This is a genomic window from Gammaproteobacteria bacterium, assembly GCA_036383255.1.
Lineage (GTDB): Bacteria > Pseudomonadota > Gammaproteobacteria > Natronospirales > REEB76 > DASUBN01.
In genome coordinates this window covers 85,174-108,908 of the sequence record DASVOS010000003.1, presented here as the reverse complement: position 1 = coordinate 108,908, position 23,735 = coordinate 85,174, and the positions used below count along the sequence as shown (strand labels likewise).

Sequence of the window (23,735 nt, the reverse complement as noted above, 5' to 3'; positions counted from 1 at the left end):
CTACCGTTCCGTGCTCGTATCGTAGCTATCCCTGTCCGAGAGCGGCCTAACGTCCTGTACCAGGTGCAATAGCACCTGGCCCGGCTGCTCGATCTGCATCATGTGGGCTGAGTCCTCGAACCAGACCAGCTTCTTCACGGGAGCGCGCACGGTCTTGAACCAGGCCGCCGCCAGGGCGGCGGAGGTGGTGATGTCGTGCCGGCCGTTGAAGATCACGATGGGGCACTTGAAGTCCGTGGTTCGGGTGAAGTCCACGGCCATGAGTTCCGGCAGGAGCCGGGTCAGGGACATGAGCGAGCCCTTGTCGATGGCGGCCAGGTCCTGGTCCGTGTAATCCGGCGAGAGCTTGCCGGCGTCGTAGTAGTAGTCGTAGCTCTTGCGATTCCAGGTGAGGCCGCCGTAGTACACCGACCAGCCGCGCTCCACCCCGATCTCGTCGAAGGTCACGGGGCGCTTGGGATCGGGATAGGGTGCGATGGCTTCCAGCTCCTTCACCGCCTTGTCGTTGTGGTCCGCCTTGGCGGAGGCCAGCACGGACTCGTAGTCCAGGCGCTCGTTCTCCCGCATGTCGATGATCTGGCCCATGCCGATGTAGGCATAGAGCCACTCCGGGTGCTCCTGGGCGAGCCTCAAGCCCGGCACGGTGCCCCAGGAATGGGCGATCACGAACACCTTGTCCTGGTGGTAGCGCTGGCGCAGGTACTGCACCACTTCCGCCGCATCATCGGTTATCTGCTGCACGCTCAGGGTGAACTTGATGTCCGCCGGATCGTTGGCGTTGTAGCTCTTGCCCGAGCCGCGCTGGTCCCACTGCACCACCGTGAAGAAGTCCTCCCAACCGTCCTGGAAGGTCCAGCTGGTGGGCATCTCCGGCGCCGCCGGCCCGCCGTGGATGAAGAGCAGGATGGGGTTGCGGTCGTCCCGCCCCTTGACGGTGATCCACTGGTGGACGCCGCCCACCAAGATCAGCAGCCGCTCGTCTATGCCCCGTGGCGATACCACCTTCTGCAGGTTGCCGACGATGGCGCGGGCGTCGTCCTGGGTGAAGGGCTTGGGTGCTTCGTCAGCGCAGGTGGCGAACGGGACGAGTAACACCAGGACAGTGAGCGCCACGCGGGCCAAGGACATCATGAGTGAACTTCCTCCGGAATAGCGCCTGCCGATCGCCTTCGCCATTACGTGGGGCTCACGGCGGAAGGATTGCAACATACCCCGCTTTTCGTGACCAGCCCCTCCACCCGCCGGCAAAACTGCGGCCCGCGTCCCGGCGTCTGGCCCCGCAAAGGCTCAAGATACCGACATGAGCCCCCTCGCCCAGGAAGCCGTCATCCCCAATCCCGCGCTCGAGCCGTTCCGCGTGCTGGTGGGCGAGTGGACCACCGAAGGCACGCATCCTCACGTGCCGGGCAAGGTGTTCCACGGCCGCGCCTCGTTCCAGTGGATCGAGGGCGGCGCGTTCCTGATGATGCGCTCCGAGACCGACGAGCCGGAGGTGCCCAGCGGCCTCGCCATCTTCGGCAGCGACAACGTCGCCGGTGAGTGCTGGATGCTGTACTTCGACGAGCGCGGGGTCTCGCGCAACATCCAGACCGCGATGCGGGACGGCGTCTGGACCTGGTGGCGTTACAACCCGAAATTCTCCCAGCGCTTCACCGGCACCTTCACCGACGGCGGCCGTACCCTCGTGTCGAAGGGCGAGATGTCGAAGGACGGCGGCCCTTGGGAACCGGACCTGCAATTGACCTATAAGCGGGTGGAGGAGGAATAGAAGCCGTCGGTCCGGGGCATATGTCACTTACCGGGCCACGATGACTCATCCGCGTGTGCTGGAGCACAGACCTGGCTCCTACGCCGGCTCATGCTTGTCATACCAAGTACAAGAAGGAATCAAGACATGAGCATCGGACTGATACTTCTGATCATCCTCATCCTGATCGTGATCGGCGCCCTGCCCACTTGGCCGTATTCGCGTTCCTGGGGCTACTACCCGAGCGGCGGCGCCGGCCTCATCGTGGTCATCCTCATCCTGTGGCTGCTGCTGGGAAGCCATTGACCTGGCGCCTGCCGCCCGGCAAGGAGCGTCGCTGACTTGATGTAGATCAGGTATGGACCCTGGCCGCAGGACTATCCTGCATATACCCAAATAGAGATAGCCGAGGGATTTCCATGCCACTCCATCATGCCGCGCTCCTGATAGACCATCAGCATGCCCAGGTGCTGCAGTTCGATGCGAAGGACCTGCAGTCCCGGAAGATCGACGCCCACAAGCACTACACCCGCCAGCACGGCAGCGAGGTGCGCACGGAACACGAGTTCTTCGGCGAAGTCTGCGATGCGCTGAAGGGCGTGGCTGAAGTGCTGGTGGCGGGGCCGCACAGCGCCCAAGCGGACTTCCGGCACTACGTGGAGAAGCACCGCCCTGCCCTGGCGAAGCAGATCAAGGCCTGGGAGACGGTGGACCACCCCTCCGAAGGCCAATTGCTGGCCCTGGCGAAGAAGCACCTGCTCAAGGTCGACAAGCTGTCGGGCACCGCGCCGCTGCACTGAGCCTGTCGCGCGGGCATAAAAAAGCCCCGCCTCGCGGCGGGGCTCTCTGCATCAATATGCGGCTGTGTTACCAGCGCGGACGAGCACTGCCGCCCGTGGTGCGCGGCTTGTCCATGGCCATGTTCACCCGGAGGGCGCGGCCGCCCATGTCCTTGCCGTTCTGCTCCAGCGCCTTCTCGGCGGACTGCTGGGAGGCGAAGGTGATGAAACCGAAGCCCTTGGGACGCCCGCTGTCGCGGTCCATGATCAGGTTGAGTTCCGAGATCTCGCCGTACTGGGAGAAGATCTCGCGCAGCTGCGACTCATCGACCGAAAAGGGGAAATTACCGACATACAACTTGTTCTGCTGTGACATGCGAATTACTCGATAGTGAAGGAAGGGATGTGCTGCTACGGTCGGAGAGGAAGGAAGACGGAAGGCTTCGGTCATCTGAGGCTGCGGACAGCGCACCCTTGTAACACTTCCGGACCGGTAAAGATACGAAAAGCGTCGTTCAGCCGAAAATAAACATCCGGATGCCGAATCAGGGCGCCTGGGGCTCGACGGTGAGCAGCTGCGGATCGCCGGGCCGCGGCACGTCCCGCACCTGGCGCGTGATGATCTGGATGCCATAGTGGAGCGCCGCCGCGGCAGCCTCCTCGTCCCTGGCGAACTTGCCCCGTAGCGGGTAATGGGTCGCCCAGCCCTTCTCGCCGACCACGCTGATGTAGAGCACGGGGCTGAAGGATTCCTTTCCCTCCTGGCGCTCGCTGCCGGCAGCGATGAGGTACTTGCCCGTCTGCGTGAACTTGAGGGCCACCTTCGCGCCCCCGCATGGCTGTGCGCCGGGCGCCGGCTCCGGGCTGCGGGATGTGAACGTGATCACCGCGACACCTGCGGCTTGCCGAAGTAGTGCAGCTTGGCAGCCTCACGCTCCCGCTCGGCGCGACGCTGGTCGCGCTTCCTCACGGCATCGGACAGGCATATCTCGGCACCCTGGTAAGCGGCCCGGGCGGCGGCGCGCACCTTCTCGAGGTCGTCGCGTTCCAATGCCTGGCGATGTTGGGAAGGGGGTCGGCGGGATATGTCGGTCATGGCGCGGTCCTCTGGTTGAGGTCACGCTGCAGCAGACCGGCGTGGCAAGGAGAAAGGGCAATACCAGTGTACGCCTTTAAGAAGGTGCGTGCCGGGAAGGCGGGGGAAATAGTGTGTCGGAGGGACGCTGTCCGGCGCGCGTGTGCGGGTAAGACTAGGCTTCGCTTTCCATGCCGGCGAGGTGCTTGCCGGTCCACAGGCCCATGGGCAGAGCGGTCTGGGTGTGCTCGGCGCAGACGCGCAAGAGCGAAGTGTAGTCCTTCATCTTGCTGGCCTGGCCGATGGGATAGGCACAGAGCAGCGAGAACTCATGCCGCCCGGCGAGCCCGTTCCAGAGCTCCTCGATGCGGATCGCCGCTTCCTTGTTGCCGGCCTCGAACTCGAGGGCCACCATCTCGCCGAAGAGCTGCAGCGGCTTGCGGCCACCTCCGGACGCTTCCACCAGGACCGGTTCGATGGCCTCCGCGAACTGCTGCGCGTCCGGCCAGCCCGCGACCATGTACTTCCTGAGTATCTCGCCGGCATCCAGCGCCCGGTAAATGACGCTGTCCGCGCCGCCCTCGTTCCCTAGCAACCCTCGCGCAGTCAGCTCCGCGGCGATAGCGGCCCGGTGCGCACCGGTGGCGATAGCCACGCAGGCGTCTCCCGCCGTGAGGCCTTCCGCCAGGAACCCAGCGACCTGATCCACGAAATCCTGTTCCCGCTCATAGAAGATGACGCGATGATCACTCACCTCCGGTCGCCTGCATCTCGAATTCAGACCGGTCCACCGCGGAGAGCGAGGGCATCGTCCCGACCTTGCCTGATCGCGTGGATCCAGCCGGGACGCGCCAATTGGACAGCAGCCGGTCATAGTGGTCCCGGACCGTCTGGTAACAGTCACAGGCGCGCGCCTCCAGTGCGGCACGGTCCCGCACCCGGATGGAGCCCGCTCCCTGGTCGATGTAGCCGGCAGACCAGAAGTCCATGGCGATGCGGGTGATGTCATGCATGGGGGTGCCGAGTGCACTGGCCAGGAGCTCGTGGGATATGTCCACGGTGTCGCCCGTCATCCGGTCCAGCCGCGACAGCAGCAGGCGGCAGAACCGTTCCTGCACGCCATGGTGCCGGTTGCAGATGGAGAGTTGCATCATCTGGCTTATCAGGGCCTGCATGTAGCGCATGAATGCCTCGCGCAAGGGCCGGCTGCGGGCGCACTCCTGCGTCAACACCTCGGCGCGGATCCGCATGGCCGAACCCGAACCCTGCACCACCGCGAAACGCGGGATGGCGACGTCGTCCAGCAGGACTTCGAGGCCGACCACGCCCTCGCGGCCCGTCACCGCGATCTCGGCGGCAGCGGTATGCGGGGTTATGTAGACGGTGGAGACGAGGCAGTCCAGCGGGAAGTACGCGTAGTCCGTCTTCTCCCCCGGCCGGTAAAGTGGCCGGCCTTTCTCGAGCCTGACCCGCTGCAGCTCTGCCTTGAGCCGCGCGGAGTCCGTCTCCGGCAAGGAAAGAAGCAGCCAGTTGTCATTTGGTTGCGACATATCGATACCTCGATATCAGGGTTTTTGCTCACGCCGATCCAGGCGCAATTTTGAAAAAAGCGAGGGTGAAAATAGGGACGGCTGGCCCTTATGTCAATCAGGTATTTGCCAGATGGACAGGCTTCTGCCGATGTGGCCGGACGCGTCGCCCGCTACTTGCAGACCCCGCCGGGGAGGAACACCGACAGGTTGTAGATCTTGCCCTGGAAGATGTACACGGCCAGGCCCCTGTCGTAGCAGTACAGATAGGTGGGCAACTCATCGGTGCCGACGTTCGACGAGCTGCCGGGATTGCCCATCTTGGCGCGCATATCGAGCTCCGACTGCCCGGGCTTCACGCCCTCGGCGGTGCTGTACCACACGCTGCGGGTGTCCACGCGCAAGACCTGCTGCGTCTTATCGTCTACGATCACCCGGTAATCGTCGTGATAGTTGTACATGGACCGGGTCGAGCTCTTGTCGGGGCTGCCCTTCACCTGCAGCACCTGCTTGCTGCTCATGCCGATGGCGACCGGACCGACGCGCGTACCCGGCACGATGAGATAGTCGTCCGGAGGAAGCTGGGTCGGAGGCGGCGGCAGCGGGGGCGCCGAAGCGCAGCCGCCGATGGCCGCGACGGCAAACAGTGCAGCGAGCCTAAGGGAACGAACCGCCAAGATATCCATGTGGGCCCCTTGATGAGCTGGAGCAGCGTCTTGGACTGCCTTCCACCCCAAGGATACTCGCTCTCCCTCGTTGGGCAAGAGGATGCACCGCACGCCTAGTCTGAGGCCTTGATCGCCGCAGACGGCGTCTTCTTGGTCGTGATCATCACCACGCTGACGAGGACGAACAGCGCGCCCAGGAGCGTGCGGGCATCCAGTGCCTCGCCGCCCATGAAGTAACCCACCAGCACCGCCACCACCGGGTTCACGTAGGCATAGGTGCCGACCCGGGTCGGGGAATCGTGATGCAGAAGCCACACGTAGGCCGTGAAGGCGACGATGGAGCCGGGGACGATCAGGTAGGCCAGCGAGAACCAGGCGCCGAAGGAGACCGCCGCCGGGTGGAAGTGGCCGAACTCGCCCAGCGCCGCCGAGGTGAGGAGCAGCATCACGCCTCCCACCAGCATCTGCGCGCCGGAGCTCAGGAACCTCGAATCCGGCAGAGGCTGGGTGCGGGCGAACACCGCCGCGACCGCCCAGGCGACGGCGCCGACGATCAGCGCCACGGCGCCCCAGGCATCAACGGGCGCGCCGCCCAGGTCCAGGGAATCGCTCACCAGCACCGCGACGCCCCCTAAGCCGATCAGCAGCGCCACGGAGAGGCGCCACGTCAGCTTCTGCGTGCGCAAGAAGACGATCTCCGCCAGGGCCATGAAGGCCGAGATGGTCGCCATCATGATGGCGGTGACGCCGGAGGGCACGCGCTGCTCCGCCCAGAACACCAGGCCATAGTCCACGGCGAAGATCAGGAACGCCAGCAGCGAGATGGACGCCCACTGGCGCGCGGTCGGCACGCGCTCGCCGCGCCACGCGGTCCAGCCGTAGAGCAGCAGGCCGGCGATGAGGAAGCGGACGCCCGCCATCAGCAGCGGCGGCATCTCCAGCACGCCCACGCGGATCGCGAGGTAGGTGGAACCCCACACGAAATAGATGATCGCGTAGGCCAGCAGGACCTTCCACGTCATGTGCGGGGTATCGGCGGTTATGGCATTCATGCAAGCACCATGATGGAAATTAAGATGCATCACCGCGCGACAGGGACTCAAGCTCCCGTCTCGCGGCGTCGGCGAGCGACAGCGGCACGCCCCAGTAGTCGAAGATGCCGCCCTGCGCCTGGTTCTGGCCGCAGACGACGAAGACACCCGTGCCCAGGCGCGCCTTGAGACGGCTGGCGAGCCAGCCCACGAATCCGCTGTTGTCCATGCCGGCGGGAAAGTGGCAGCGGAACACCATGAACCGCTCGGCGTCAGGATCGAGGCTCGGTACGAGCTGGCTCCAGAGCGCCTCGTCCCGGACGAGCGCCAGCGCCCTTGGGTCCACCGCCGCCGGAAAGCCGGATGCGGGGAACTCCATGAACGCATAAGGCTCGTCATAGAACCGTATCTGCGTGCTGGAGATCACTCTGCGCAGGCGCGCGTCGGTCTCCGCCGGGGATTCACTCGAGATATGCACCATGGAGCGGGCTAGCCGGCCTCCGCTTCGTCGAAGATGTTGTCGCCGAAGCCTGTCCGGGTGCGCCAAGTGAAGTGTTCGATGATGCGCGTGCGGCCATCGTCGAGCGTCACGATGTCGCAGACCGAACTGCCTCCATGCACCTCGCCCGAGGCTTCGACCTGGGCATACCGGAAGGTCAGCGCCTCACCGTCGATCTCGCCCACCAAGCAGCCGTTCTTTATGGAGCCGCCGCTGTAGCGGGCCACCACGCGAGTTCCCTTCTGGATGAAGCGCAGGACGGTGTCGGCGCCCACAACGCCCTGGTCGGCGGTATGGCTCACATACATGGTCAGGCCGTCGAGGTTCATCGGCTACTCCTGGTTTGGCTGGTCACCGACCCAGATGAAAGACCGGAGATCAGGACCGAAATTCCCGCCAGCAGCACATGCGTGGCATCGCGTCGATGGCGGCTACCCCATTTTGCGGCCGCGACATGGTACGGGATATTCAGGGTGATTCCGGCCCTATTTTTTGCGGGGCTGGAGAGTGACTAAAGCTCACAGTGCGGAGAGACGCGGCTCCGCCTTGCCGAAAACGATTCTCACTACCGCCCGCCGCAGGCCAAAAAATACCGGCGCCGAGCCGTTCCTGCATGCCGGCTTGGGCATAAGCTCCTTGCGGGGCGTGCCGAAGTCACAGGGAGTTGACTTGGGTCAGGGCTCGGCGCGTCCGCCCCCACTAGAGTGCTTCCCAGACCCCTTAATACGGACCTCACCCGAGGTCCACGCAACGGCGTGGTATCCAACGATGATCGGCATCGCCCCGAAGATCTCCGGTTCGAGCCAGGCCGCCGCGGCCGAAGCGCAGGGAGGCCGGCTGAAGTTCGCGCCGGACGCGGGCTTCCAGAAGGAGCTGCGCCGCCGTGTGGAGGCCCTGATCCGCGAGCGGCACATCCGCGAACGGGACTGCCCGCGCATGTATCTCAAGACCGCGGTGGTGCTGGCGGGCTTCGCGCTGTGCTACGGCCTGCTGGTGTTCGCCGCGCAGGCCTGGTGGCAGGCCCTGCCGCTGGCAGTGCTGCTCGGCTTCGCCACCGCCGAGATCGGCTTCAACATCCAGCACGACGGCGGGCACCGTGCCTACTCGGATCGGGCCTGGGTCAACAAGCTCATGGCCATGACGCTGGACATGGTGGGCGGCAGCTCCTACGTGTGGCGCTGGAAGCACGCGGTGTTCCACCACATGTACGCCAACATCCACGGCCACGACACGGACATCGAGCTCGGCATCTTCGGGCGCCTGAGCCCCGAGCAACCCTACCGGCGCATCTACCGCTGGCAACAGTGGTACCTGTGGCCGCTGTACGGCGTGATGGTGATCAAGTGGCACTTCTACGATGACTACCGGGACGTGATTACCGGGCGCATGGGCGTGAACCCCTTCCCGCGGCCGCGCGGCTGGGAGCTGGCGCTGTTCATCGGCGGCAAACTCGCGTTCATGACGCTCGCCTTCGGCATCCCGCTGCTGTTCCACCCGTTCTGGGCGGTGGCGGTGTTCTACGTGGTGACGGTGGCCGTCACCGGCGTGGTGCTGAGCACGGTGTTCCAGCTGGCACACACGGTGGAGGAAGCGCACTTCACTACGCCGGAGCCGGGCACCGCGCGCATGGCCGGCGCCTGGGCGGTTCACCAGGCGGAAGCGACGGTGGATTTCGCGCAGGACAGCCGCGTGGTGTCATGGCTCGTGGGCGGGCTCAACTTCCAGATAGAGCACCACCTGTTCCCTACCCTGAGCCATGTGAACTACCCCGCCATCGCGGGCGTGGTGGAGCAGACCTGCCGGGAATACGGCGTGCCGTACAACGTGAACCGCAGCTTCGGCGGCGCCGTGGCCTCACACTTCCGCTGGCTCAGGAGCATGGGCCGGCCGCCGGAACCGGCTTCCGCCTAAAGGCGAGTCCCGCGGCAGTCCAGCGGCTCCGTCGTGCCTCTCACAAGGCGCGCGCCACCGACATGCCGACCAACGCGACCAGGATGAAGGCCGCTCCCGCCAGGGAACCCCGGCGCACGGTGCGTTTCAGGGACGCGATCTCCATCTGCTGGTCCGCCGTGGGTTGTGCGCCCGCAGCCTGGATCTCCTGCATGAGCGCGCCCAGGCGCTTGGAGGCCCGGCCGGACATCGCGCCGCCCACGATGGCGGCGAGGATGCCGCCGATGCCGCCTACCGTGATCGCCACGCCGTGGCTCGAGGATATCCAGGCTGCGCTCAGGCCGCCGGACACGAACCAATACAGAGCGAGTCCGGACAGGATCGTCAGCACGCCACTACCCATCATGGCCAGCGGGAAGCGCGTGCCCTTCACCAGCTTCTGCATGACCGCGCCGCCCTGAGGTCCGGCGGATTCCATGGCAGGGAACAGGAAGAACGTGAGCAGCAGGACGGCGCCGGCCCAGAAGGCCCCCGCCATGATATGCACCAAGTTCAGCAGGATCATCATCGAAGGCACCTCGGGGATTCGGACATGGAAAGGATACGGTGTGCACCATCGCCGCGGCTCCGGAATCCAGGCTGCCGGGCTTAGTAACATTCCTTGGGAATCTGACTGCCGGCGGATGGCCGTGCAGACAGTCGCTCTCCTTCATATATGCTTATTTCGCCGCGGCGGCGGTGGCTGCGGGTGGCGGCGGCAGGGTGTCCTGCCCGGTGAAGAAGTAGTACAGCTTCTGCTGGAACTGGGGAGTCAGTTTCCCCAGCAGCTGGCGGAAACCGGCCGCATCGTTGGTGAACATGCGCTCGAGGTTCACGTCTTCGTCATCCTCGTCATCCTTGGGTGTCGAGGTGCGGGGCGGCAGATCATCGGGTTCGATGTCGAGCTCCGCGGTGAACTCGGACTGATCGTAATGGGTGATGTGGCCCGGCTGGTTCACGACCTCTACGTCGATGATGCAGGTCATGAGCAGCTGCCCGGTGGTCACCGCCATCAGCATCTGCGGCTCGATGAAGACCACGACCTGCGCCTGGCTCTGCTTGACGTTGTCGCGCACGAAGAAATCTTGCAGCGGCTCGCGCTTGGCCTCCAGCCACGGCAGCTCGTTCAGCCACGGCACCGAGGACAGCGAGTCCTGGGTGAGCTTGCGGTCCATGGCCGGCAGCGCGAGCTTGTCGAGCATGGGCTGGTAGGGCAGCAGGCGGCTCGTGAACACGTCCAAACGGTGCTGGTTCAAGGCATCCGCGAGGCCGCCCTCGGCACCTCCCAGGCTGATGGCGTGATGGTTGGCATCCAGGTAGGTGCCTAGAGGCACGTCTGTGCCGACGAAGATCACCTGCACCGAGGAGCTGGACAGGATCTTGATCTCGTCACGGCGCAGGTGTGTCTTGGCCTGGGCGGCACCGCTCACGCAAAGCGAGAATACGGCCGCGAGGAATACGATCGCTCTTGGAAACGTGGTCATCTTCTGCCCCTTTGTCACTGTTCCCTACAGCAAGGCTACTTGAACATGCCCGAGTGGACGTCGGTGTAAACACTTACCTGGAACTGGTCTCACTTCGCGGCGGCGGCGGCCGCAGGCGGCGGCGGAGTGTCTTCGCCGGTGAAGAAGTAGTAGAGCTTCTGCTGGGCTTGCTTCAACAGTTGAAAATAGAACGGCTTGAAGCCGGCGCCATCATCGGCAAAAAGCCTGGCGGCACGGATGTCCTCCTCGCCGGTGCCCGGCGCAGGCGAGCCGGCCACGGGAGGCAGCTTGTCGTCGTCCACATCCACATCCGTCGACACCTCGGCACTCTCGTAATGCTGGAGGGTCGTGCCGGTGGCGTCCAGGGTCTCGATGTCGATCAAAGTGACCATGTAGAGGCCATCGGCATCGTCGTTCAACTCCAGGCGCGGCCGTATGAAGATCACCACGTTGGCCTTGGTCTTCAGTCCCTGCTCGCGCATGAACAGGTGGTCTTTCGGGTCAGGCACGACCGTGACCCACGGCGCCTCGTGCAGGAAAGACACCGAGGCCAGTGCATCCTGCACCGCTTTGCGGTTGGAGTCCGGCAAGGACAGCCTGTCCAGGGTCCCCTGGTAGGGCGTGACTCGGGCCAGAAAGTTCTGGTACTGACGCTCGTTCAGGTCATCCGCCAGCGCCATGCTCATCGGCGTGGTACCGGAATGCCGATCGATATAAGGCCAGACCGCCCGGTCGCTATCCATGTACACCACCGCCACCGTGGCGTTGGAAAGCACCTTGAGCTCATCGCGGCTGAGATGGCTCTTGGCCTGCGCGGCGCCGCAGACGCAAAGCGAAAGCGCAGCCGTGAGGAATACGGTCACTCTTGAAAGCGAGGTCATCTTCTACCCCTTAGTCACTGTTCCCTATCTTAAGGCTACCTGAAAATCTCTCCACCTGGTCCGACATGCCCTCCCCGTCACCAGTCCAGATCGCCCATGAGACCGGCATAGGTCTGGATGCCGTCCCAGAGGTTCTGCAGGCGCAGGTTCTCGTCGTGGGCGTGCTGGTTGTCGTCGTGGTTCGCGATGGGCACGCCGACCACCGGAGTCTTGAAGACGTCGGCGAAGAGGTACATGGGCACGCTGCCGCCGAGCATGGGCTGGACGATCACCGGCTGGCCGGCCGCGCGGCCGGCGGCGGCGATGATGGCCTTCGAGGCGGGCAGGGCCATGTCGGTGCGCCAGGCGGGATAGCCGCTCTCCCACTGCATGCGCACCAGCCGGGGCGCGGCCATGCGCTCCTCCGCGCTCGGTTCATGGTCTATCAGCGTGTAGCCCTTGGATTTCAGGAACGCCTCGATCTTGGCGCGCGCGTCTTCCGGGGTCTGGTCCGGCACGAGCCTGAGGTCGAACGAGACCCGCGCCTCCACCGGGACGGCGTTGGTGGCTTCCGCGTCCACATGACCCGAGCTGATGCCACGCACGTTGATGGCCGGGCGCATGAGGCTGTCGGCGAGCCGCTCCTTCCCTTCGCTGCGGCCGATCTCCAGTTCCTTCTTGAGGCCGGTCTCCGCGTCCGGGAGCGCCGCCAGCGCCGCTTTCTCCGCCGGTGTCAGTGGGCGCACCTTGTCCGAATAGCCGGGGACGAGGATCTTGCCTTCGCCGTCCCGCAACGCGGCCACGATCTCGGCGACCATCACCGCCGGGTTGGGCACCCAGTTGCCGTAGTGGCCGCTGTGCACGGCCTTGATGGGGCCGTAGACGGTCATCTCGAGCCCCGTGTCGCCGCGCGCGCCGAAGTAGAGCTGCGGCCGGCGGCTCGGGTGTACCGGACCATCGCCGATGATCCAGAGGTCGGACTTGAGCAGCTCCTTGTTCGCACGCAGGATCGCCTCGATGTGGGGCGAGCCCTGCTCCTCCTCGCCGTCGAAGAAGAGCTTCACGTTCACCGATGGCGAGCGGCCGGCAGCCTTCAGCGCATCGAGGGCCGAGAGGATCGCCTCTTCCGAATCCTTGTCGTCGCCGGCGCCCCGTGCGTAGAGCCGCCACTCGGGATCGAGGGCGGACGCCGCGCGCCAGTCCACGTCCTTGCCATCGGCGCCATCGCGCATCACCGGCGTGAACGGCGGCGAGCGCCATTGGGACGGCGTGACGGGCTGGCCGTCGTAATGGGCGTAGTAGACCACGGTGCGCTTGGCGCCCGGGACTTTCAGCTCGCCATAGACTGCCGGCGGCGTGCCGGGACCGGCAGAGAGGATCTTCGCCTTCAGGCCCCGCGCTTCTACCATCTTCACTAGCGCCCGGGCGTTGGCTTCGATGTCAGGCACGTTCGTCGCCACGTCCGGCAGCGCCAGGAAGTCCGAGAACTCGGTGACGATCTGCTTCTCGTGGGCCTTGCGCCAGGATTCGACTTGGTCGTGGAGCGAACCGGCGGGGGCTGATGCAGCGGCGGTGGCCATGCATGACAGGCCAAGACCGAAGAGCGTGCTTCTCACGTTCATCTTCATTCCCTCAGTTCCTTGACGATGCGGTTGACGTTCAGAAGCAGATACACGGTCGCAGCTAGCTCGATGCCCGGCCAGAATAGGGTACGGCTTGAATGGGTAAATACGGCCAACAGTGTCACGACGATAGCCAGATAGACCATGCTGACTATCAGCACGGCCCGTATCGCGTTGGGGCTGGTGACGATCAGGTCCCTGAACTTGATGGCCACGAAGAGGTAGGCAATGACGATGGCCAGCGAGATCAGCAGGCTGATGGCCACGGGGGGCCGGCTGAGGATCGCCATCGGGTTGGTCGACGCGATGTACGCCTTCTCGACCTTGAGGAACAGATCCACGAGCGTGAGCATGCCTACCGCGCCGAACCAGAGCTGCAGTGAATTCTCGGTCTCTCTCATCCCTGACCCCCGTCTATTTGTCTTGCCTATTGACCCTATCTTGCCATGAAGCCTAGTGTCTTCATCGCACGGAATAGCTACAGGAAGACCCATGGTCACAGCCACATGCCACTGCGGGAACGTCTCGCTGGAGCTGGAGACGGCGCCGGTGCAGGTCACGAGCTGCAACTGCTCCATCTGCCGCCGCTACGGGACGCTCTGCGCCTACTACCGGCCGGCCCAGGTGCGGGTGATGGTGAAGGACGGCAAGACCGACACTTACATGTGGGGCGACAAGTCCATGGCGCACCACCGCTGCCCGGCGTGCGGCTGCGTGACCCACTGGACCGCGGTGCCGGAGGGCGAGATCGACCGCGTGGGCGTGAATGCACGCATGCTGCCGCCGGAAGTGCTGGCGAAAGCGAAGGTGCGCCACTTCGATGGCGCGGATACCTGGAAGTATCTTGACTGAGTCTTCGGATTTAACCTTTTACCCCCCCCCTTCTATGACAGTTTTGTGACAGAGACGTCCTGACCCGCAAGGCCGAATCTCAGCATGGCGCTGAGAGTATGGATAGCCCCTCCCCATCCCCGTTCCGGCAAGGCTTACGATAGGCGGCAGGAACAAACAGCAGGAGCTAACGATGGCGATGGAACCGAACCAGCCGGGATGGAAGACCGGGGCAGTACTCGCGGGGCGGCTGATCTTCGCCGTGGTATTCCTCATCGGGGTGAGTTTCAAGCTCACGAACATCGGTGCGACGGCGGGCTACATCGCATCAGCAGGCTTTCCGCTGCCTACCCTTCTCGCCTGGCTCGCCGCTTTGCTCGAGCTCGCGCTCATCGCGTGTTTCCTGACCGGCGCGTATTTCTCGGAGGCCGCGCTCGTGGCGGCGGTCTACGTGCTGTTCCTGGCGTTCGCGTTCCACGGGCCCTCGCATTGGGCGGGCAACCAGGACGAGTTCGGCTTCTTCGTGGACCACTTCACGTTCATCGCGGGCCTGCTCTTCGCAGCCGCGCACGGCCCCGGACGCATCCTGGCCGTCAGGCGCGGATGGCTCGGACCGCCATGACCATCACCATCGCCCCTCAGATGAGCCGCGTGACCTCGACAGGAGGTCAGTCCGCCGGACCCAGCACCTTCTCCACGTCTACGACATCCACGCCCTGCATCTGTCCCAGCAGCCCGTCGAACCAGGGCTTATGGGAAGCACCTACGATGCACAGCACCCGGACGCCAGGATGCTCGCGGAAGGCCTCGTGCACATTGGCCGCCATGCGCAGGTTGCGGGTCTCCCAGCCTCCCACGTATAGCCGGCCGTAGCGCCCCGGCGACGGGTCCTTGAGGGCCTGGCCGAAGTCGCTCTGGATCGCGAGCTGCATGTTGTCGGGCCGGTCGATGAAGCGGTAGGCGGCGAGCAGATCGCCGGACTTCTCCAGCGCGGCTTCCTGGTCGCGCATGGGCTTGGCGGCGGCATGGCCCTTGTCCCAGGCGGCCTGGATGGCCTTGTCATAGGCGGCTTCGTCGTCGATGGTGATGTTGTCGCCGGTGTGATCGTCCACCGGATACACGCGCTGAAGGCCAAGCTGCGCGGCCAGGCGCGCTGCAATCAGATAGTCCTCGTTCTGCTTGGTCTCAAGGCCGTCCAGCGCCGCGGCCAGGGTGTCGTCGAGTCCATCGCCGGCGTGGCGCTCCGTCTGCGGCAGCTGCAGCCATTGGACCAGCGCGGAAGTCCCGTCGCCGGAGGCCAGGAAGAGCGCGGCGAGGTGGCGGCGCTGTGCCGGGGCCGGTTGGGCCGGCCAGCTGGCCAGGCTCTTCACCGCTTCGCCCGTGGCGGCATACACGTCGAGACCGGTTGCAGCCTTGGCGGCCGCGGTGCTGTGGCAGTAGTAGGCGACGCCCTGGGGATCATAGACGGCCGGCTGGCGCGCCATGAGGTCGCAGCTCACACCCGAGAGAGCTTCGATGGTGATGATGTCCGGCTTGTAGGCCGCGAGCTTCGCCAGCACGGGGGCCAGTGACTCGGGCTTGAAGCCCTTGGGGAGCTGGGACAGGTGCATGGTGCCGAGCACCAAGACCTGGGTGCGCGGTCCGGCCAGGTGCTGATCCAGCACCGGAAGGCTTTGCCCCGCCAAGGCGGTGGCAGACCAGCCCAGGAGCGCGGACAGGCCATAGATATGGAACCGGTTCTTCATGCCGTCGTCCTTTGTCCGATTGATCCCGATGATAGTTGTGACAGGCTGGCCGCAGAAATCGTTCCGTACGGCGATGAAGCTGGAAACATAAAAGCAACCAACTCCTGTCATTTTCCGTTATCTTCTTATGGAGATGATCGTGCACTTCTCCAGGAAGGAAATCCCAGGATGACCATCACCATCACCGCCTTCGAGAAGTCGCCGGACGGCGGCAAGGGGCTGGCGCGGGATACGCGGGTGCGCTGGGCGCTGGAGGAAGTGGGCCAGCCTTACGAAGTGCGGCTGGTCTCGTTCAAGGCGCTGAAGGAGGGCGAGCACCTCGAGCGCAATCCCTTCGGCCAGATCCCCACCTATGAGGAAGACGGCCTCACGCTGTTCGAGACCGGCTCCATCGTGCTGCACATCGCCGAGCGCTTCAAGGGACTGCTGCCGGAAGATGCAGATGCCCGGGCCCGCGCGATCACCTGGATGTTCGCCGCGTTGAGCTCCATCGAGCCGCCCGTGCTGGAACTCGCGAACGCGAGGCTCCTGGAAGCCGACAAGCCCTGGGCCAAGGAGCGCATGCCGCTCGTCATGGACCGCGCCCGCGCCCGGCTGAAGCTCCTCGCCGCCCGCCTCGGGGATGCGGAGTGGCTGGACGGCGCGTTCAGCGCGGGGGACCTGCTGATGGCTTCGGTGCTGCTGCGGTACCGGTCATCGGGCATCCTGGATGAGTTCCCGACGCTCGCCGCCTACGTGGCACGCGGCGAAGCGCGGCCTGCCTACAAGCGAGCGTTCGCGGCGCAGCTGGCGGTGAACGCTAAATAGGGGCTCCGGCCCCCCGTTCAGCGGGCCGGTATGGGCAGGATCTCCATGATCTCCACCGATTCCCCGGGGAACACGGTGAAGTGCGGGTGGTCCAGGAACATCTTGGCCGCGGCCTCGTGGGATTCCGCCTGCACGACCGTGTAAGCGGCGAGGTTGTTGCGGATGTCCTGGATGCCCGTTTCGGAGACCGACTTGGTCTTGCCGAGCGGGCCGCCGCCCTCGACGATGTCTTTCTCATGGGTCTTGGCCCACTGGGTCCAGGCTTCCATGCCCTTCTTCTCCTGCGCCTTGCGCGCCTCCGGATCCGGGAACTTCTGCTGCCACTTCTCGAACGCGCCGGGTGTACCGGTATAGACAGCCATGTACTGCTTCATGTGCGTGATCTCCTTGTCATATCAGGTCACTCTAATCCCTCGAACGGCGCCCGCCAGGCCGGAAGCTCCAGCAACTGATCGTGCCAGCGCATGACTTCCGGGAATTCCCGTAGCGGCAAGCCGGCGGCATCCGCGAAGGGCAGCGAGGTGGCTACGCGAAAATCCGCGTAGGAGAGGCCGCTGTCCAGCAGCCATTCCCGGCCCTTGAGTCCGGCATCCAGGATCGCGGCATGCTGCCGGAAATCCCCGAGCGGCTCCTCGAACTCGGCCGGGTCCTTGGGCCGGTAGTCCTTGGTGATCCGGGGGCGCACCACGCGCTCGAAATACATGGGATCGGCGGCGCGGGTGAGGTGATGAGTGCCCCAGCTGATCCACTTGATCATCTCCGGCAGCTCGGCACCGCTGCGCCAGAATTCCGAACCCGCGAGCTGCGAGAGCCGGCAGGCGATCGCATCCGTCTCCCACAGCGCATGCCCCTCTTCCACCAGCACCGGCACGCGGGCGTTGGGGTTTAGCTTGCGGAAGGAATCGATCTCGGCGGGATGGAACGGCCGCGCGCGCCGGAACTCGAGCGGCGACCCCAGGTGGCGGGCCACAGCCACCGCCACGCGGGGATTGAGATTGTGGGAGTAATAGAGCCGCATCTAGAGCTCCTGGGTCGAGATGGCCTGGAAGTAGATGCCCAGGGAATTGACCAGCGCTTCGAAAGCGTGCGGATGCCCCAGGCCCTTGATCATCCCGTAGAAGCCCTCATGGGCCATGACGATGAAGTGCGCCGCCTCCCGGGTATCCACGGACTTCTTCAGGAAGCCCGCGGCCCTGGCCCGCGCCAGGTGCCGCTCCGTCTCGGTCACCCACAGCTCCAGCGCGGACTGCAGCCGCTTCCTGAAACCGGCGTCCAGGGGCGCCATCTCCTGCACCAGGTTGTTGAGAGGGCAGCCGAGCTTCAGGAGCTCCGGCGGCGACCTGCCGATCAGCTCTTCCATCTGGCTCAGGATGCCTTCCAGGGGGTTCTCGAAAGCCTCCAGCGGCCTGATCCAGCGCTCGATGATCAGCGGCCGGACCACCTCGTCCACCAGCGCATAGCCGAGCTCCAGCTTGGTGGGGAACTGGTGGAAGAGCGCGCCCTTGGTGTGGCGGGTCTCCTCGACGATGTCGTCGATGCTCACGCCCTGGAAGCCATGGCGGAGCACCAGCGGGAACGCGGCCGCGAGGATCTCGGCCCGGGTGCGCTCCAGGTCGCGGGTCTTGGGGGGGCGTCTGGCCTGTCCGGGCATGTGATCTTCAACATACCATTCGGTATGTAGTTTGTCCAGCCTCTCAACCGGCCGTGCAGGGGCAAAGCGCAGCCTGCTTGCAAGCGGCGCAGCCGGCGGTGAACGCCGGAAAGCGAAGCATCTCTGCTCCCTATCTTGGGTCTCATGCCCCTTGGCAGCGCAGGCCCGGGGATATACACCGCCGCTGACGGGCTGGGACCTATATAAAGCGTATGCTGGCCAACTACCCCCTCCCCGCAATATCCTGTCGATCCAAGCCCCTGCCTTTCCCCTGCCTTAAGGCAGGGCAAAAGTACGGTAGTCGATGGCGCACCGGAGCCAAGCGATGTCCACAGAAACGTTCGAGTTCGTGAACGGAGTCCGGACCTACCGCATCCAGTTCGACATCATGGCGCCGCCGCCGCCGGCGTTCCAGAAACAGGAACCGGCCAAGAGCCGCCGCGCGCCCAAGCCGCAATTCATCGTGACCAACATCCGCATCACCGAGATCACCAAGGGCATCGGCGATGATGGCGCGAGGAAGAACCCCAAGTTCACGCGCGGCTTCGACACCCTGGCCCAGGCGCGCACCGGGGGCCACGAGTACGCCAAGCGCATCGTGCGCGAGCAGATGGCGCCGAAGCCCCCGGCCAAGGACTGAGCCGGCGCCGCGAAGCCCCTCCTCCGGGCCAGCCGGTCCGGACCGCGCATAAAAAAGCCCCACCTTGCGGTGGGGCCTTCCCGGCATCAGTCCGCAGCCGTCTTACCAGCGCGGACGAGCACTCATCGGCGGCCGGCGCGGCCGCGCATGTTCAAGCGGAAGCAACGGGAACCGGGTCGCCGGGCAGCGGCACGTTCCTCACCTTGCGGGTGATGAGCTGGATGCCGTAATGGAGAGCGGCTGCCGCGGCGTCTTCGCTCTTGGCGAACCTGCCATCCAGCGGGTAGTGCGTGGCCCAGTCCTTGTCGCCGACCAGGCTGATGTAGAGCACCGGACTGTAGGAATCATGGCCCGGCTGCCGGTCACTGCCAGCGGCGATGAGATAGCGCCCCGTCTGCGTGAACTGCAGGTCCACGTGGAGGCTGCGCTCCAGGCTGGGGGTCACCGTTCCGGCGGATTTGCGGGAGCTGAACTGCATCACCGCGGCTTCCGGATGGCGCCGACGTCATGAGCTGAAAGCCTGGACGCGAAAGGGATGGGGGCCATGGCGGCGGTCCTCTGGGTGAGGCACACGCTGCAGCAGACCGGCGTGGCAAGACGAAGGGCGAAGGCAGTGTACGCCTATATAGAGGGACGTGCCGGTTTGACGGGAAAAGGCGCGCCTAGTTATTGCGAGCCAAGGCCATCCGCAGGCCCAGGCCGACGAAGACGGTGCCGGTGAGCCATTTCATGATCCTCCCGGCCAGCGGGTTCCTCGAGAGGCTGTTGCCGATGGATCCGGAGAGCAGTCCGTACGTGGAACAGGCGGCCGCCACGATGAGCGTGAACAGGATGCCGATCACGAGCAGCTGCCGCGGCACGTCCCCGGCTTGGGTGTCCACGAACAACGGGAAGAACGCGAAGAAGAGCAGCAGACCCTTCGGGTTGAGCAGGCTGGTGGTCATGCCGGTCAGGAACATGCGGCGGACGCTGAACTGGCGCCGGTCGCCCAGGCTCGCGGTCGGGGTCTTGGACCGCAGCATCGCGATCCCGAGATAGATGAGATAGATGGAACCCGCGTACTTCACCACCTCGAAGAGCCCGGCCGAGGCGTAGATCAGCGCGCTCAGGCCGAAGACCGACAGGACCGTGTGCACTAGGTACCCGGAGCAGACGCCCAGCACGGATATCAAGGCCGCGCGGCGCCCCTGGGCGATGCCCCGGGTGAGTATGTAGATGACATCCGGACCCGGCGTGAACGCGAGTGGGATCACCGTGGTGCAGAACAACAAGAGCTTATCGCCGTGCATAGAGTGCTCCGCCCGTTTCCCTTCTGCCGGAGCACCGATATTAAGCTCCGGGCTCCCCTAATCCAAGGTCACGACCACGTTGCCGATGAGCTTGCCGGATTCGACCGCCTCGTGCGCCTCGGCGATGCGCTCCAGGGGGAAGCGCGCCGCGATGCGGTGCTGGAACTTCGGGTCCGCGAGGGCGGCCTGCGCGCCCGCGATGGCCTGGGCGCGCACCGCCGGCGACAGCTCATAGACGATGAAGATGGCGAGCTCGACGCCGTGGAGCAGCCAGGCATGGAGCGGCAGGGGATCGGCCCAGTCGTCCGAGCCGTACACGACCACCGAGCCGTCGCGGCGCAGGTACTTGCCGTAGAGTCCCGCGTTGGCGGCGAGGTTGACCTCGATGATGCGGTCCACGCCCGCCCCGCCGGAGAAGCGGCGCGCCGCTTCCGCCAGATCCTGCTCCCGGTAGTTCACGGTAGCCTCGGCGCCGGCAGCCTTGGCCACCGCCGCCTTCTCGTCCGAACTCACGCTGGCGATGACGCGGTAGCCCGCCCGCTGCGCCAGCTGCACGGCGTAATGCCCCACTGCGCCGGCGCCGCCGGCCACCAAGAGCGTCGCGCCCGCAGGCAGCGGCCGCCAATGCACGGCGCGCCAGGCGGTGAGGAAAGGGATGCCGAGACAGGCCCCGGCCTCGAAGGAGACCGCATCGGGCAGCGGCACCGCCTGGTTCGCGGGCAGGGCGATGTACTCCGCGGCGGTGCCGAAGGGCCGGCGCCACTGGCCGTTCCACAGCCACACGCGTTCGCCGACGCGATGCGGACCCACGCCGGGACCCACCGCGTCGATGACGCCCGCGCCGTCGCTGTGGGGGATGGTGAGCGGATAGCTCACGCCGCGCCGCCGCGACTTCACATCCGAGGGGTTCACGCCGGAGGCCTTGATGCGCACGCGCACCTCGCCGGGAGCGGGCTCGGGGAGCGGCGCTTCACCGACCTTGAGGACTTCCCGCGCGGGGCCATGGGTCTCGTAGAACGCGGCGCGCATAGGCATCTCTTGTCAGGGACAGGGCGCGCAGGCTATACCTAGCACGCGTACCGGACAAGTACGCACATTTTTGTGGGGTAGTATCAAGGAGAATACTATGGCGCGTGCTCCGCGGCCCGACTGGTATTACTGCGAAGTGGCGACCACGCTCGAGGTGATCGGCGGGCGCTGGAAGGCGGTGCTGCTCTTCCACCTCATGCACGGCACCCAGCGCTTCGGCGAGCTGCGCCGCAAGGTGCCGCGCGTGACCCAGCGCATGCTGACGCTGCAGTTGCGGGAGCTGGAACGGGACGGCGTGGTGAAGCGCACGGTCTACGCCGAAGTGCCGCCCAAGGTCGAATACAGCCTGACGGAGTTCGGGCGCTCGCTCATCCCGGTGCTCATCGCCATGCGCGACTGGGGCAAGGCCAAGCGCACGGCCGTGCTGGCGAAGCGCGACGTGAAGACGGCGGCTTAGAAGCCGGTAAACCCGGTCAGTAGATCCAGTGGATGAGGTGTTTGGTGTCCCCTTTTAGGAGAACCCCATGTCTCTACGCACTCTGCTCACGTTCGGCCTGGCAACCGCCTTCATGGGCCTGTCAGCCCCCGGTGCTGCTGCCCAGGATCTTCCGCCGGCCCAACAGGGTGATGACCTCTCGGGCCTCCACGCCTTCGACCTGCGGGCCGGATGCTGGAACATCCACAACCACGTGCTGAAAGAGCGGCTCGCGAACAGCCACGACTGGTTCGACTACGAGGGCACGCAGCGGGTGTGGATCGTCATGGGCGGCTACGGGAACATGGACGACAACGAGCTGCGCACGCCCAAAGGCACCCACTACGGCGCATCGGTACGCACTTATGACCCCAAGACCGGCATCTGGTCCATCTGGTGGTATGACGGCCGCTCTCCCTCCGACAATGTAGACCCGCCGCTGAAGGGCCGCTTCAAGGGCAGCGTGGGGACCTTCTATTCCGATGCCAGCTTGCGCGACAAGCCCATCAAGGCGCGCTTCATCTGGTCCGGCATCACCGCAACCGCCGCGCACTGGGAGCAGGCCTTCTCCAGCGATGGCGGCAAGACCTGGGAGACGAACTGGACCGCCGATTTCAGCAAGATCGACTGCAAGGCCAATTGAGCCGGGCACCGGGGCGGCTGTCCCCCTGCTATTTCCCATTTCTTGTTATAAAAAAAGCCGGCGACAGGGTCGCCGGCTGGTGCTTCCTTGCACATGCATCCATGCAAGGGAAAATCAGTCGTTGGACTTAGCCGCAAGGCCCGGTGCAACGCCATCCTTTTTCCCAGCGGTGGGCGCCGACGACGTGCCAGCAGAGGCCTGGTTATCGTCACTGCCGGCCGCTTCTTTGCCGCTCTTGTCAGAGGCAGCGCCATCAGTCTTCAGAGGCTGGGCGCCCTGCTTCTCGACACCCTTGTCATTGCCCGTGGCGCCGGTGTTCTGCCCTTCGGGGCCGGCACCGTTGGCCTTGACCGGTTGCTGGGTCGACTGCGCCGTCGCCGGGGCGTTGCCGGCATCCTGCTTGGGGGCGTTCTTCGAATCGAAGTTTGAGCTGTTCATTGGCGATGATCCTTGAGGGAAGGTATGGATTTGAGAGGCACAGGCGGGGGCGATAGCGTGCTATCGGCAGACGGCTGCTTCGCGATACTGCAGGGCGAGGGATCGTCACCGACGCGGGTTTAAGGCGGGAGGGACGGTAGTCGTGGGCTCAGCCGAGTCCTGGTGGACGAGACTGATTGCATTGCGTGGGATGGAGTGTACGCCTTAAGGATGAAGCGCGCCCGTTTAACCTAAAAGCACTCGTACTCAACATGAGTCATGACGCCGTGGTCTGTCTCCTATTATCCTGAAGCCAGCGCTTAGAAGGTGGGAAGCCCAATCAGTAGATCCAGGGGATGAGGCGCTTGGTGCGGCGCTGGTAGTCCGCGTAGCGCTCGCCCAGGCCTTCCACCAGGGCTATCTCCTCCACGTGCATGCGATAGCCATAAGAGATGAGCGCGGCCGCGACCACCATCAGGGCCGAGATCCCGTTGCCGAGGGCGAAGCCGAAGCCCGTCAGGGCCAGGATGGCGCCGAGATAGCTCGGATGGCGCACCCGGGAATAGAGCCCCCGGTCCATGAGTGGGTGGTCTACCTGGATCGCCACCACCGGCATGTGCAGGCGTCCCAGCTGATGGATCGCCAGGAAGCGGAACCCGATGCCGAAAGCCATGACCGCGAAGCCGAAGAGCTGCATGGGCACCCCCAGCGCGCCGACGGCTCTATAAGACTGAATCATGGCGGCAGCGATGCCGATCCAAAGCACCGCGAACAGCCCCCAAAGCGAGCCGCGGTCCGCGCTCTTGGCGCGGCGGCTGTACTTGGTGAATATCCAAAGCAGGTCCACCAGGAGCCAGGTCCACAGCGCCAAGCAGGCGGCGTCACGCAGTTGCAGAGATGTCATCGCTATCCCCTATCCAATCGGCGGGGACGATTATCCGGGCGGCGATCCAGCGGCGGTAGTGATAAACGTCATTGTTTGCTG

At 65.1% G+C, this 23,735-nt stretch carries 34 protein-coding genes; 10 read left to right on the top strand and 24 right to left on the bottom strand.

The genetic code is table 11. From position 1 onward, the window contains the following. The gene (locus VF651_00885) at positions 1-1,131 is read right to left on the bottom strand and encodes an alpha/beta hydrolase (protein ID HEX7964243.1); all 1,131 of its coding nucleotides are present in this window, start codon (positions 1,129-1,131) and stop codon (positions 1-3) included. A gap of 169 nt (positions 1,132-1,300) precedes the next feature. Here VF651_00885 and VF651_00880 point away from each other — a divergent pair, with 169 nt between their 5' ends. From VF651_00880 to VF651_00870, 3 genes are all read left to right on the top strand, one after another. After that, complete coding sequence (locus VF651_00880; protein HEX7964242.1) at positions 1,301-1,768, top strand: hypothetical protein; 468 nt, start codon at positions 1,301-1,303, stop codon at positions 1,766-1,768. Positions 1,769-1,894: 126 nt separating this feature from the next. Next, the gene (locus tag VF651_00875) at positions 1,895-2,053 is read left to right on the top strand and encodes a DUF3309 domain-containing protein (protein ID HEX7964241.1); all 159 of its coding nucleotides are present in this window, start codon (positions 1,895-1,897) and stop codon (positions 2,051-2,053) included. Between the two features lie 113 nt (positions 2,054-2,166). Next, complete coding sequence (locus tag VF651_00870; protein ID HEX7964240.1) at positions 2,167-2,547, top strand: hypothetical protein; 381 nt, start codon at positions 2,167-2,169, stop codon at positions 2,545-2,547. 67 nt (positions 2,548-2,614) lie between these two features. Here VF651_00870 and VF651_00865 read toward each other — a convergent pair whose 3' ends face one another. The 9 genes from VF651_00865 to VF651_00825 form a co-directional block, all read right to left on the bottom strand. After that, positions 2,615-2,902 (bottom strand): RNA-binding protein, encoded by a 288-nt coding sequence (locus tag VF651_00865; protein HEX7964239.1) that lies wholly within the window; start codon positions 2,900-2,902, stop codon positions 2,615-2,617. A gap of 169 nt (positions 2,903-3,071) precedes the next feature. Next, positions 3,072-3,347 carry a hypothetical protein gene (locus tag VF651_00860; GenBank protein HEX7964238.1) on the bottom strand — a complete coding sequence of 92 codons (276 nt, stop codon included), beginning with the start codon at positions 3,345-3,347 and terminating at the stop codon, positions 3,072-3,074. Between the two features lie 62 nt (positions 3,348-3,409). Continuing rightward, positions 3,410-3,622: a hypothetical protein gene (locus VF651_00855; GenBank protein ID HEX7964237.1), complete on the bottom strand. Its 213-nt coding sequence runs from the start codon at positions 3,620-3,622 to the stop codon at positions 3,410-3,412. Positions 3,623-3,776: 154 nt separating this feature from the next. Beyond that, complete coding sequence (locus tag VF651_00850; protein ID HEX7964236.1) at positions 3,777-4,355, bottom strand: MEDS domain-containing protein; 579 nt, start codon at positions 4,353-4,355, stop codon at positions 3,777-3,779. Further along, complete coding sequence (locus tag VF651_00845; GenBank protein ID HEX7964235.1) at positions 4,348-5,151, bottom strand: Crp/Fnr family transcriptional regulator; 804 nt, start codon at positions 5,149-5,151, stop codon at positions 4,348-4,350. Before VF651_00845 ends, VF651_00850 begins: the two co-directional genes overlap by 8 nt. Positions 5,152-5,303: 152 nt before the next feature. Further along, positions 5,304-5,816 carry a hypothetical protein gene (locus tag VF651_00840; GenBank protein HEX7964234.1) on the bottom strand — a complete coding sequence of 171 codons (513 nt, stop codon included), beginning with the start codon at positions 5,814-5,816 and terminating at the stop codon, positions 5,304-5,306. A gap of 95 nt (positions 5,817-5,911) precedes the next feature. Then, positions 5,912-6,850 carry an EamA family transporter gene (locus VF651_00835; protein ID HEX7964233.1) on the bottom strand — a complete coding sequence of 313 codons (939 nt, stop codon included), beginning with the start codon at positions 6,848-6,850 and terminating at the stop codon, positions 5,912-5,914. Between the two features lie 19 nt (positions 6,851-6,869). Next, positions 6,870-7,310, bottom strand: a complete 441-nt coding sequence (locus tag VF651_00830) for a DUF6196 family protein (GenBank protein ID HEX7964232.1) — start codon at positions 7,308-7,310, stop codon at positions 6,870-6,872. A gap of 8 nt (positions 7,311-7,318) precedes the next feature. Further along, positions 7,319-7,657: a hypothetical protein gene (locus VF651_00825; GenBank protein ID HEX7964231.1), complete on the bottom strand. Its 339-nt coding sequence runs from the start codon at positions 7,655-7,657 to the stop codon at positions 7,319-7,321. Between the two features lie 439 nt (positions 7,658-8,096). On the opposite strand from VF651_00825, the gene VF651_00820 reads away from it, so the two are divergent. Further along, the gene (locus VF651_00820; GenBank protein ID HEX7964230.1) at positions 8,097-9,239 is read left to right on the top strand and encodes an acyl-CoA desaturase; all 1,143 of its coding nucleotides are present in this window, start codon (positions 8,097-8,099) and stop codon (positions 9,237-9,239) included. Between the two features lie 40 nt (positions 9,240-9,279). On the opposite strand, the gene VF651_00815 is transcribed toward VF651_00820, so the two are convergent. The 5 genes from VF651_00815 to VF651_00795 form a co-directional block, all read right to left on the bottom strand. After that, complete coding sequence (locus VF651_00815) at positions 9,280-9,786, bottom strand: hypothetical protein (GenBank protein HEX7964229.1); 507 nt, start codon at positions 9,784-9,786, stop codon at positions 9,280-9,282. A 151-nt stretch (positions 9,787-9,937) separates the two neighbouring features. Further along, positions 9,938-10,741 carry a hypothetical protein gene (locus VF651_00810; protein HEX7964228.1) on the bottom strand — a complete coding sequence of 268 codons (804 nt, stop codon included), beginning with the start codon at positions 10,739-10,741 and terminating at the stop codon, positions 9,938-9,940. An 89-nt stretch (positions 10,742-10,830) separates the two neighbouring features. Then, positions 10,831-11,622: a hypothetical protein gene (locus tag VF651_00805; protein ID HEX7964227.1), complete on the bottom strand. Its 792-nt coding sequence runs from the start codon at positions 11,620-11,622 to the stop codon at positions 10,831-10,833. 77 nt (positions 11,623-11,699) lie between these two features. Then, on the bottom strand, positions 11,700-13,217 hold the full coding sequence (locus tag VF651_00800; GenBank protein HEX7964226.1) for a M20/M25/M40 family metallo-hydrolase: 1,518 nt from the start codon (positions 13,215-13,217) through the stop codon (positions 11,700-11,702). A gap of 8 nt (positions 13,218-13,225) precedes the next feature. Beyond that, entirely contained in the window at positions 13,226-13,624 is a 399-nt protein-coding gene (locus VF651_00795) for a hypothetical protein (GenBank protein ID HEX7964225.1), read from the bottom strand. Positions 13,625-13,715: 91 nt separating this feature from the next. Between VF651_00795 and VF651_00790 the strand changes: the two genes are divergently transcribed. Both VF651_00790 and VF651_00785 read left to right on the top strand, forming a co-directional pair. Then, positions 13,716-14,075 carry a GFA family protein gene (locus VF651_00790; GenBank protein HEX7964224.1) on the top strand — a complete coding sequence of 120 codons (360 nt, stop codon included), beginning with the start codon at positions 13,716-13,718 and terminating at the stop codon, positions 14,073-14,075. A gap of 178 nt (positions 14,076-14,253) precedes the next feature. Then, positions 14,254-14,676, top strand: a complete 423-nt coding sequence (locus tag VF651_00785; protein HEX7964223.1) for a DoxX family protein — start codon at positions 14,254-14,256, stop codon at positions 14,674-14,676. A 46-nt stretch (positions 14,677-14,722) separates the two neighbouring features. Here VF651_00785 and VF651_00780 read toward each other — a convergent pair whose 3' ends face one another. Further along, positions 14,723-15,799: a DUF5694 domain-containing protein gene (locus VF651_00780; GenBank protein HEX7964222.1), complete on the bottom strand. Its 1,077-nt coding sequence runs from the start codon at positions 15,797-15,799 to the stop codon at positions 14,723-14,725. A 168-nt stretch (positions 15,800-15,967) separates the two neighbouring features. Between VF651_00780 and VF651_00775 the strand changes: the two genes are divergently transcribed. Next, positions 15,968-16,606, top strand: a complete 639-nt coding sequence (locus VF651_00775) for a glutathione S-transferase family protein (protein HEX7964221.1) — start codon at positions 15,968-15,970, stop codon at positions 16,604-16,606. Positions 16,607-16,623: 17 nt separating this feature from the next. Here the strand turns inward: VF651_00775 and VF651_00770 are convergent, their stop codons facing one another. The 3 genes from VF651_00770 to VF651_00760 are packed head-to-tail and all read right to left on the bottom strand — an operon-like array spanning position 16,624 to position 18,257. After that, positions 16,624-16,968, bottom strand: coding sequence for a hypothetical protein (locus VF651_00770; protein HEX7964220.1), 345 nt, complete (start codon positions 16,966-16,968; stop codon positions 16,624-16,626). 38 nt (positions 16,969-17,006) lie between these two features. Next, positions 17,007-17,624, bottom strand: coding sequence for a glutathione S-transferase family protein (locus VF651_00765; GenBank protein HEX7964219.1), 618 nt, complete (start codon positions 17,622-17,624; stop codon positions 17,007-17,009). Beyond that, positions 17,625-18,257, bottom strand: coding sequence for a TetR family transcriptional regulator C-terminal domain-containing protein (locus tag VF651_00760; GenBank protein HEX7964218.1), 633 nt, complete (start codon positions 18,255-18,257; stop codon positions 17,625-17,627). Between the two features lie 325 nt (positions 18,258-18,582). Here VF651_00760 and VF651_00755 point away from each other — a divergent pair, with 325 nt between their 5' ends. Beyond that, a complete protein-coding gene (locus VF651_00755; protein ID HEX7964217.1) occupies positions 18,583-18,897 on the top strand; it encodes a hypothetical protein in 315 nt (104 codons plus the stop codon). A 151-nt stretch (positions 18,898-19,048) separates the two neighbouring features. On the opposite strand, the gene VF651_00750 is transcribed toward VF651_00755, so the two are convergent. The 3 genes from VF651_00750 to VF651_00740 all read right to left on the bottom strand — a co-directional run bounded on the left by VF651_00750 (position 19,049) and on the right by VF651_00740 (position 21,215). Further along, positions 19,049-19,375 (bottom strand): hypothetical protein, encoded by a 327-nt coding sequence (locus tag VF651_00750; protein HEX7964216.1) that lies wholly within the window; start codon positions 19,373-19,375, stop codon positions 19,049-19,051. A 184-nt stretch (positions 19,376-19,559) separates the two neighbouring features. Continuing rightward, entirely contained in the window at positions 19,560-20,186 is a 627-nt protein-coding gene (locus VF651_00745) for a LysE family translocator (protein HEX7964215.1), read from the bottom strand. A 57-nt stretch (positions 20,187-20,243) separates the two neighbouring features. Further along, a complete protein-coding gene (locus VF651_00740) occupies positions 20,244-21,215 on the bottom strand; it encodes an NADPH:quinone reductase (protein ID HEX7964214.1) in 972 nt (323 codons plus the stop codon). Positions 21,216-21,312: 97 nt separating this feature from the next. On the opposite strand from VF651_00740, the gene VF651_00735 reads away from it, so the two are divergent. Both VF651_00735 and VF651_00730 read left to right on the top strand, forming a co-directional pair. After that, entirely contained in the window at positions 21,313-21,672 is a 360-nt protein-coding gene (locus VF651_00735; GenBank protein HEX7964213.1) for a winged helix-turn-helix transcriptional regulator, read from the top strand. A gap of 67 nt (positions 21,673-21,739) precedes the next feature. Beyond that, the gene (locus tag VF651_00730; GenBank protein HEX7964212.1) at positions 21,740-22,333 is read left to right on the top strand and encodes a DUF1579 domain-containing protein; all 594 of its coding nucleotides are present in this window, start codon (positions 21,740-21,742) and stop codon (positions 22,331-22,333) included. 114 nt (positions 22,334-22,447) lie between these two features. On the opposite strand, the gene VF651_00725 is transcribed toward VF651_00730, so the two are convergent. After that, entirely contained in the window at positions 22,448-22,771 is a 324-nt protein-coding gene (locus VF651_00725; GenBank protein ID HEX7964211.1) for a hypothetical protein, read from the bottom strand. Positions 22,772-23,090: 319 nt separating this feature from the next. Then, positions 23,091-23,654 (bottom strand): isoprenylcysteine carboxylmethyltransferase family protein, encoded by a 564-nt coding sequence (locus tag VF651_00720; protein ID HEX7964210.1) that lies wholly within the window; start codon positions 23,652-23,654, stop codon positions 23,091-23,093. Positions 23,655-23,735 lie beyond the last annotated feature (81 nt).

Coding starts and splice junctions, on each gene's coding strand:
- VF651_00820 (HEX7964230.1), top strand. CDS start 8,097: ATGATCGGCATCGCCCCGAAGATCTCCGGTTCGAGCCAGGCCGCCGCG.
- VF651_00790 (HEX7964224.1), top strand. CDS start 13,716: ATGGTCACAGCCACATGCCACTGCGGGAACGTCTCGCTGGAGCTGGAG.
- VF651_00855 (HEX7964237.1), bottom strand. CDS start 3,622: ATGACCGACATATCCCGCCGACCCCCTTCCCAACATCGCCAGGCATTG.
- VF651_00760 (HEX7964218.1), bottom strand. CDS start 18,257: ATGCCCGGACAGGCCAGACGCCCCCCCAAGACCCGCGACCTGGAGCGC.
- VF651_00875 (HEX7964241.1), top strand. CDS start 1,895: ATGAGCATCGGACTGATACTTCTGATCATCCTCATCCTGATCGTGATC.
- VF651_00740 (HEX7964214.1), bottom strand. CDS start 21,215: ATGCGCGCCGCGTTCTACGAGACCCATGGCCCCGCGCGGGAAGTCCTC.
- VF651_00815 (HEX7964229.1), bottom strand. CDS start 9,786: ATGATGATCCTGCTGAACTTGGTGCATATCATGGCGGGGGCCTTCTGG.
- VF651_00835 (HEX7964233.1), bottom strand. CDS start 6,850: ATGAATGCCATAACCGCCGATACCCCGCACATGACGTGGAAGGTCCTG.
- VF651_00795 (HEX7964225.1), bottom strand. CDS start 13,624: ATGAGAGAGACCGAGAATTCACTGCAGCTCTGGTTCGGCGCGGTAGGC.
- VF651_00845 (HEX7964235.1), bottom strand. CDS start 5,151: ATGTCGCAACCAAATGACAACTGGCTGCTTCTTTCCTTGCCGGAGACG.
- VF651_00805 (HEX7964227.1), bottom strand. CDS start 11,622: ATGACCTCGCTTTCAAGAGTGACCGTATTCCTCACGGCTGCGCTTTCG.
- VF651_00865 (HEX7964239.1), bottom strand. CDS start 2,902: ATGTCACAGCAGAACAAGTTGTATGTCGGTAATTTCCCCTTTTCGGTC.
- VF651_00720 (HEX7964210.1), bottom strand. CDS start 23,654: ATGACATCTCTGCAACTGCGTGACGCCGCCTGCTTGGCGCTGTGGACC.
- VF651_00765 (HEX7964219.1), bottom strand. CDS start 17,624: ATGCGGCTCTATTACTCCCACAATCTCAATCCCCGCGTGGCGGTGGCT.
- VF651_00735 (HEX7964213.1), top strand. CDS start 21,313: ATGGCGCGTGCTCCGCGGCCCGACTGGTATTACTGCGAAGTGGCGACC.
- VF651_00755 (HEX7964217.1), top strand. CDS start 18,583: ATGTCCACAGAAACGTTCGAGTTCGTGAACGGAGTCCGGACCTACCGC.
- VF651_00775 (HEX7964221.1), top strand. CDS start 15,968: ATGACCATCACCATCACCGCCTTCGAGAAGTCGCCGGACGGCGGCAAG.
- VF651_00825 (HEX7964231.1), bottom strand. CDS start 7,657: ATGAACCTCGACGGCCTGACCATGTATGTGAGCCATACCGCCGACCAG.
- VF651_00745 (HEX7964215.1), bottom strand. CDS start 20,186: ATGCACGGCGATAAGCTCTTGTTGTTCTGCACCACGGTGATCCCACTC.
- VF651_00770 (HEX7964220.1), bottom strand. CDS start 16,968: ATGGCTGTCTATACCGGTACACCCGGCGCGTTCGAGAAGTGGCAGCAG.
- VF651_00840 (HEX7964234.1), bottom strand. CDS start 5,816: ATGGATATCTTGGCGGTTCGTTCCCTTAGGCTCGCTGCACTGTTTGCC.
- VF651_00730 (HEX7964212.1), top strand. CDS start 21,740: ATGTCTCTACGCACTCTGCTCACGTTCGGCCTGGCAACCGCCTTCATG.
- VF651_00780 (HEX7964222.1), bottom strand. CDS start 15,799: ATGAAGAACCGGTTCCATATCTATGGCCTGTCCGCGCTCCTGGGCTGG.
- VF651_00810 (HEX7964228.1), bottom strand. CDS start 10,741: ATGACCACGTTTCCAAGAGCGATCGTATTCCTCGCGGCCGTATTCTCG.
- VF651_00830 (HEX7964232.1), bottom strand. CDS start 7,310: ATGGTGCATATCTCGAGTGAATCCCCGGCGGAGACCGACGCGCGCCTG.
- VF651_00725 (HEX7964211.1), bottom strand. CDS start 22,771: ATGAACAGCTCAAACTTCGATTCGAAGAACGCCCCCAAGCAGGATGCC.
- VF651_00880 (HEX7964242.1), top strand. CDS start 1,301: ATGAGCCCCCTCGCCCAGGAAGCCGTCATCCCCAATCCCGCGCTCGAG.
- VF651_00750 (HEX7964216.1), bottom strand. CDS start 19,375: ATGCAGTTCAGCTCCCGCAAATCCGCCGGAACGGTGACCCCCAGCCTG.
- VF651_00885 (HEX7964243.1), bottom strand. CDS start 1,131: ATGATGTCCTTGGCCCGCGTGGCGCTCACTGTCCTGGTGTTACTCGTC.
- VF651_00785 (HEX7964223.1), top strand. CDS start 14,254: ATGGAACCGAACCAGCCGGGATGGAAGACCGGGGCAGTACTCGCGGGG.
- VF651_00870 (HEX7964240.1), top strand. CDS start 2,167: ATGCCACTCCATCATGCCGCGCTCCTGATAGACCATCAGCATGCCCAG.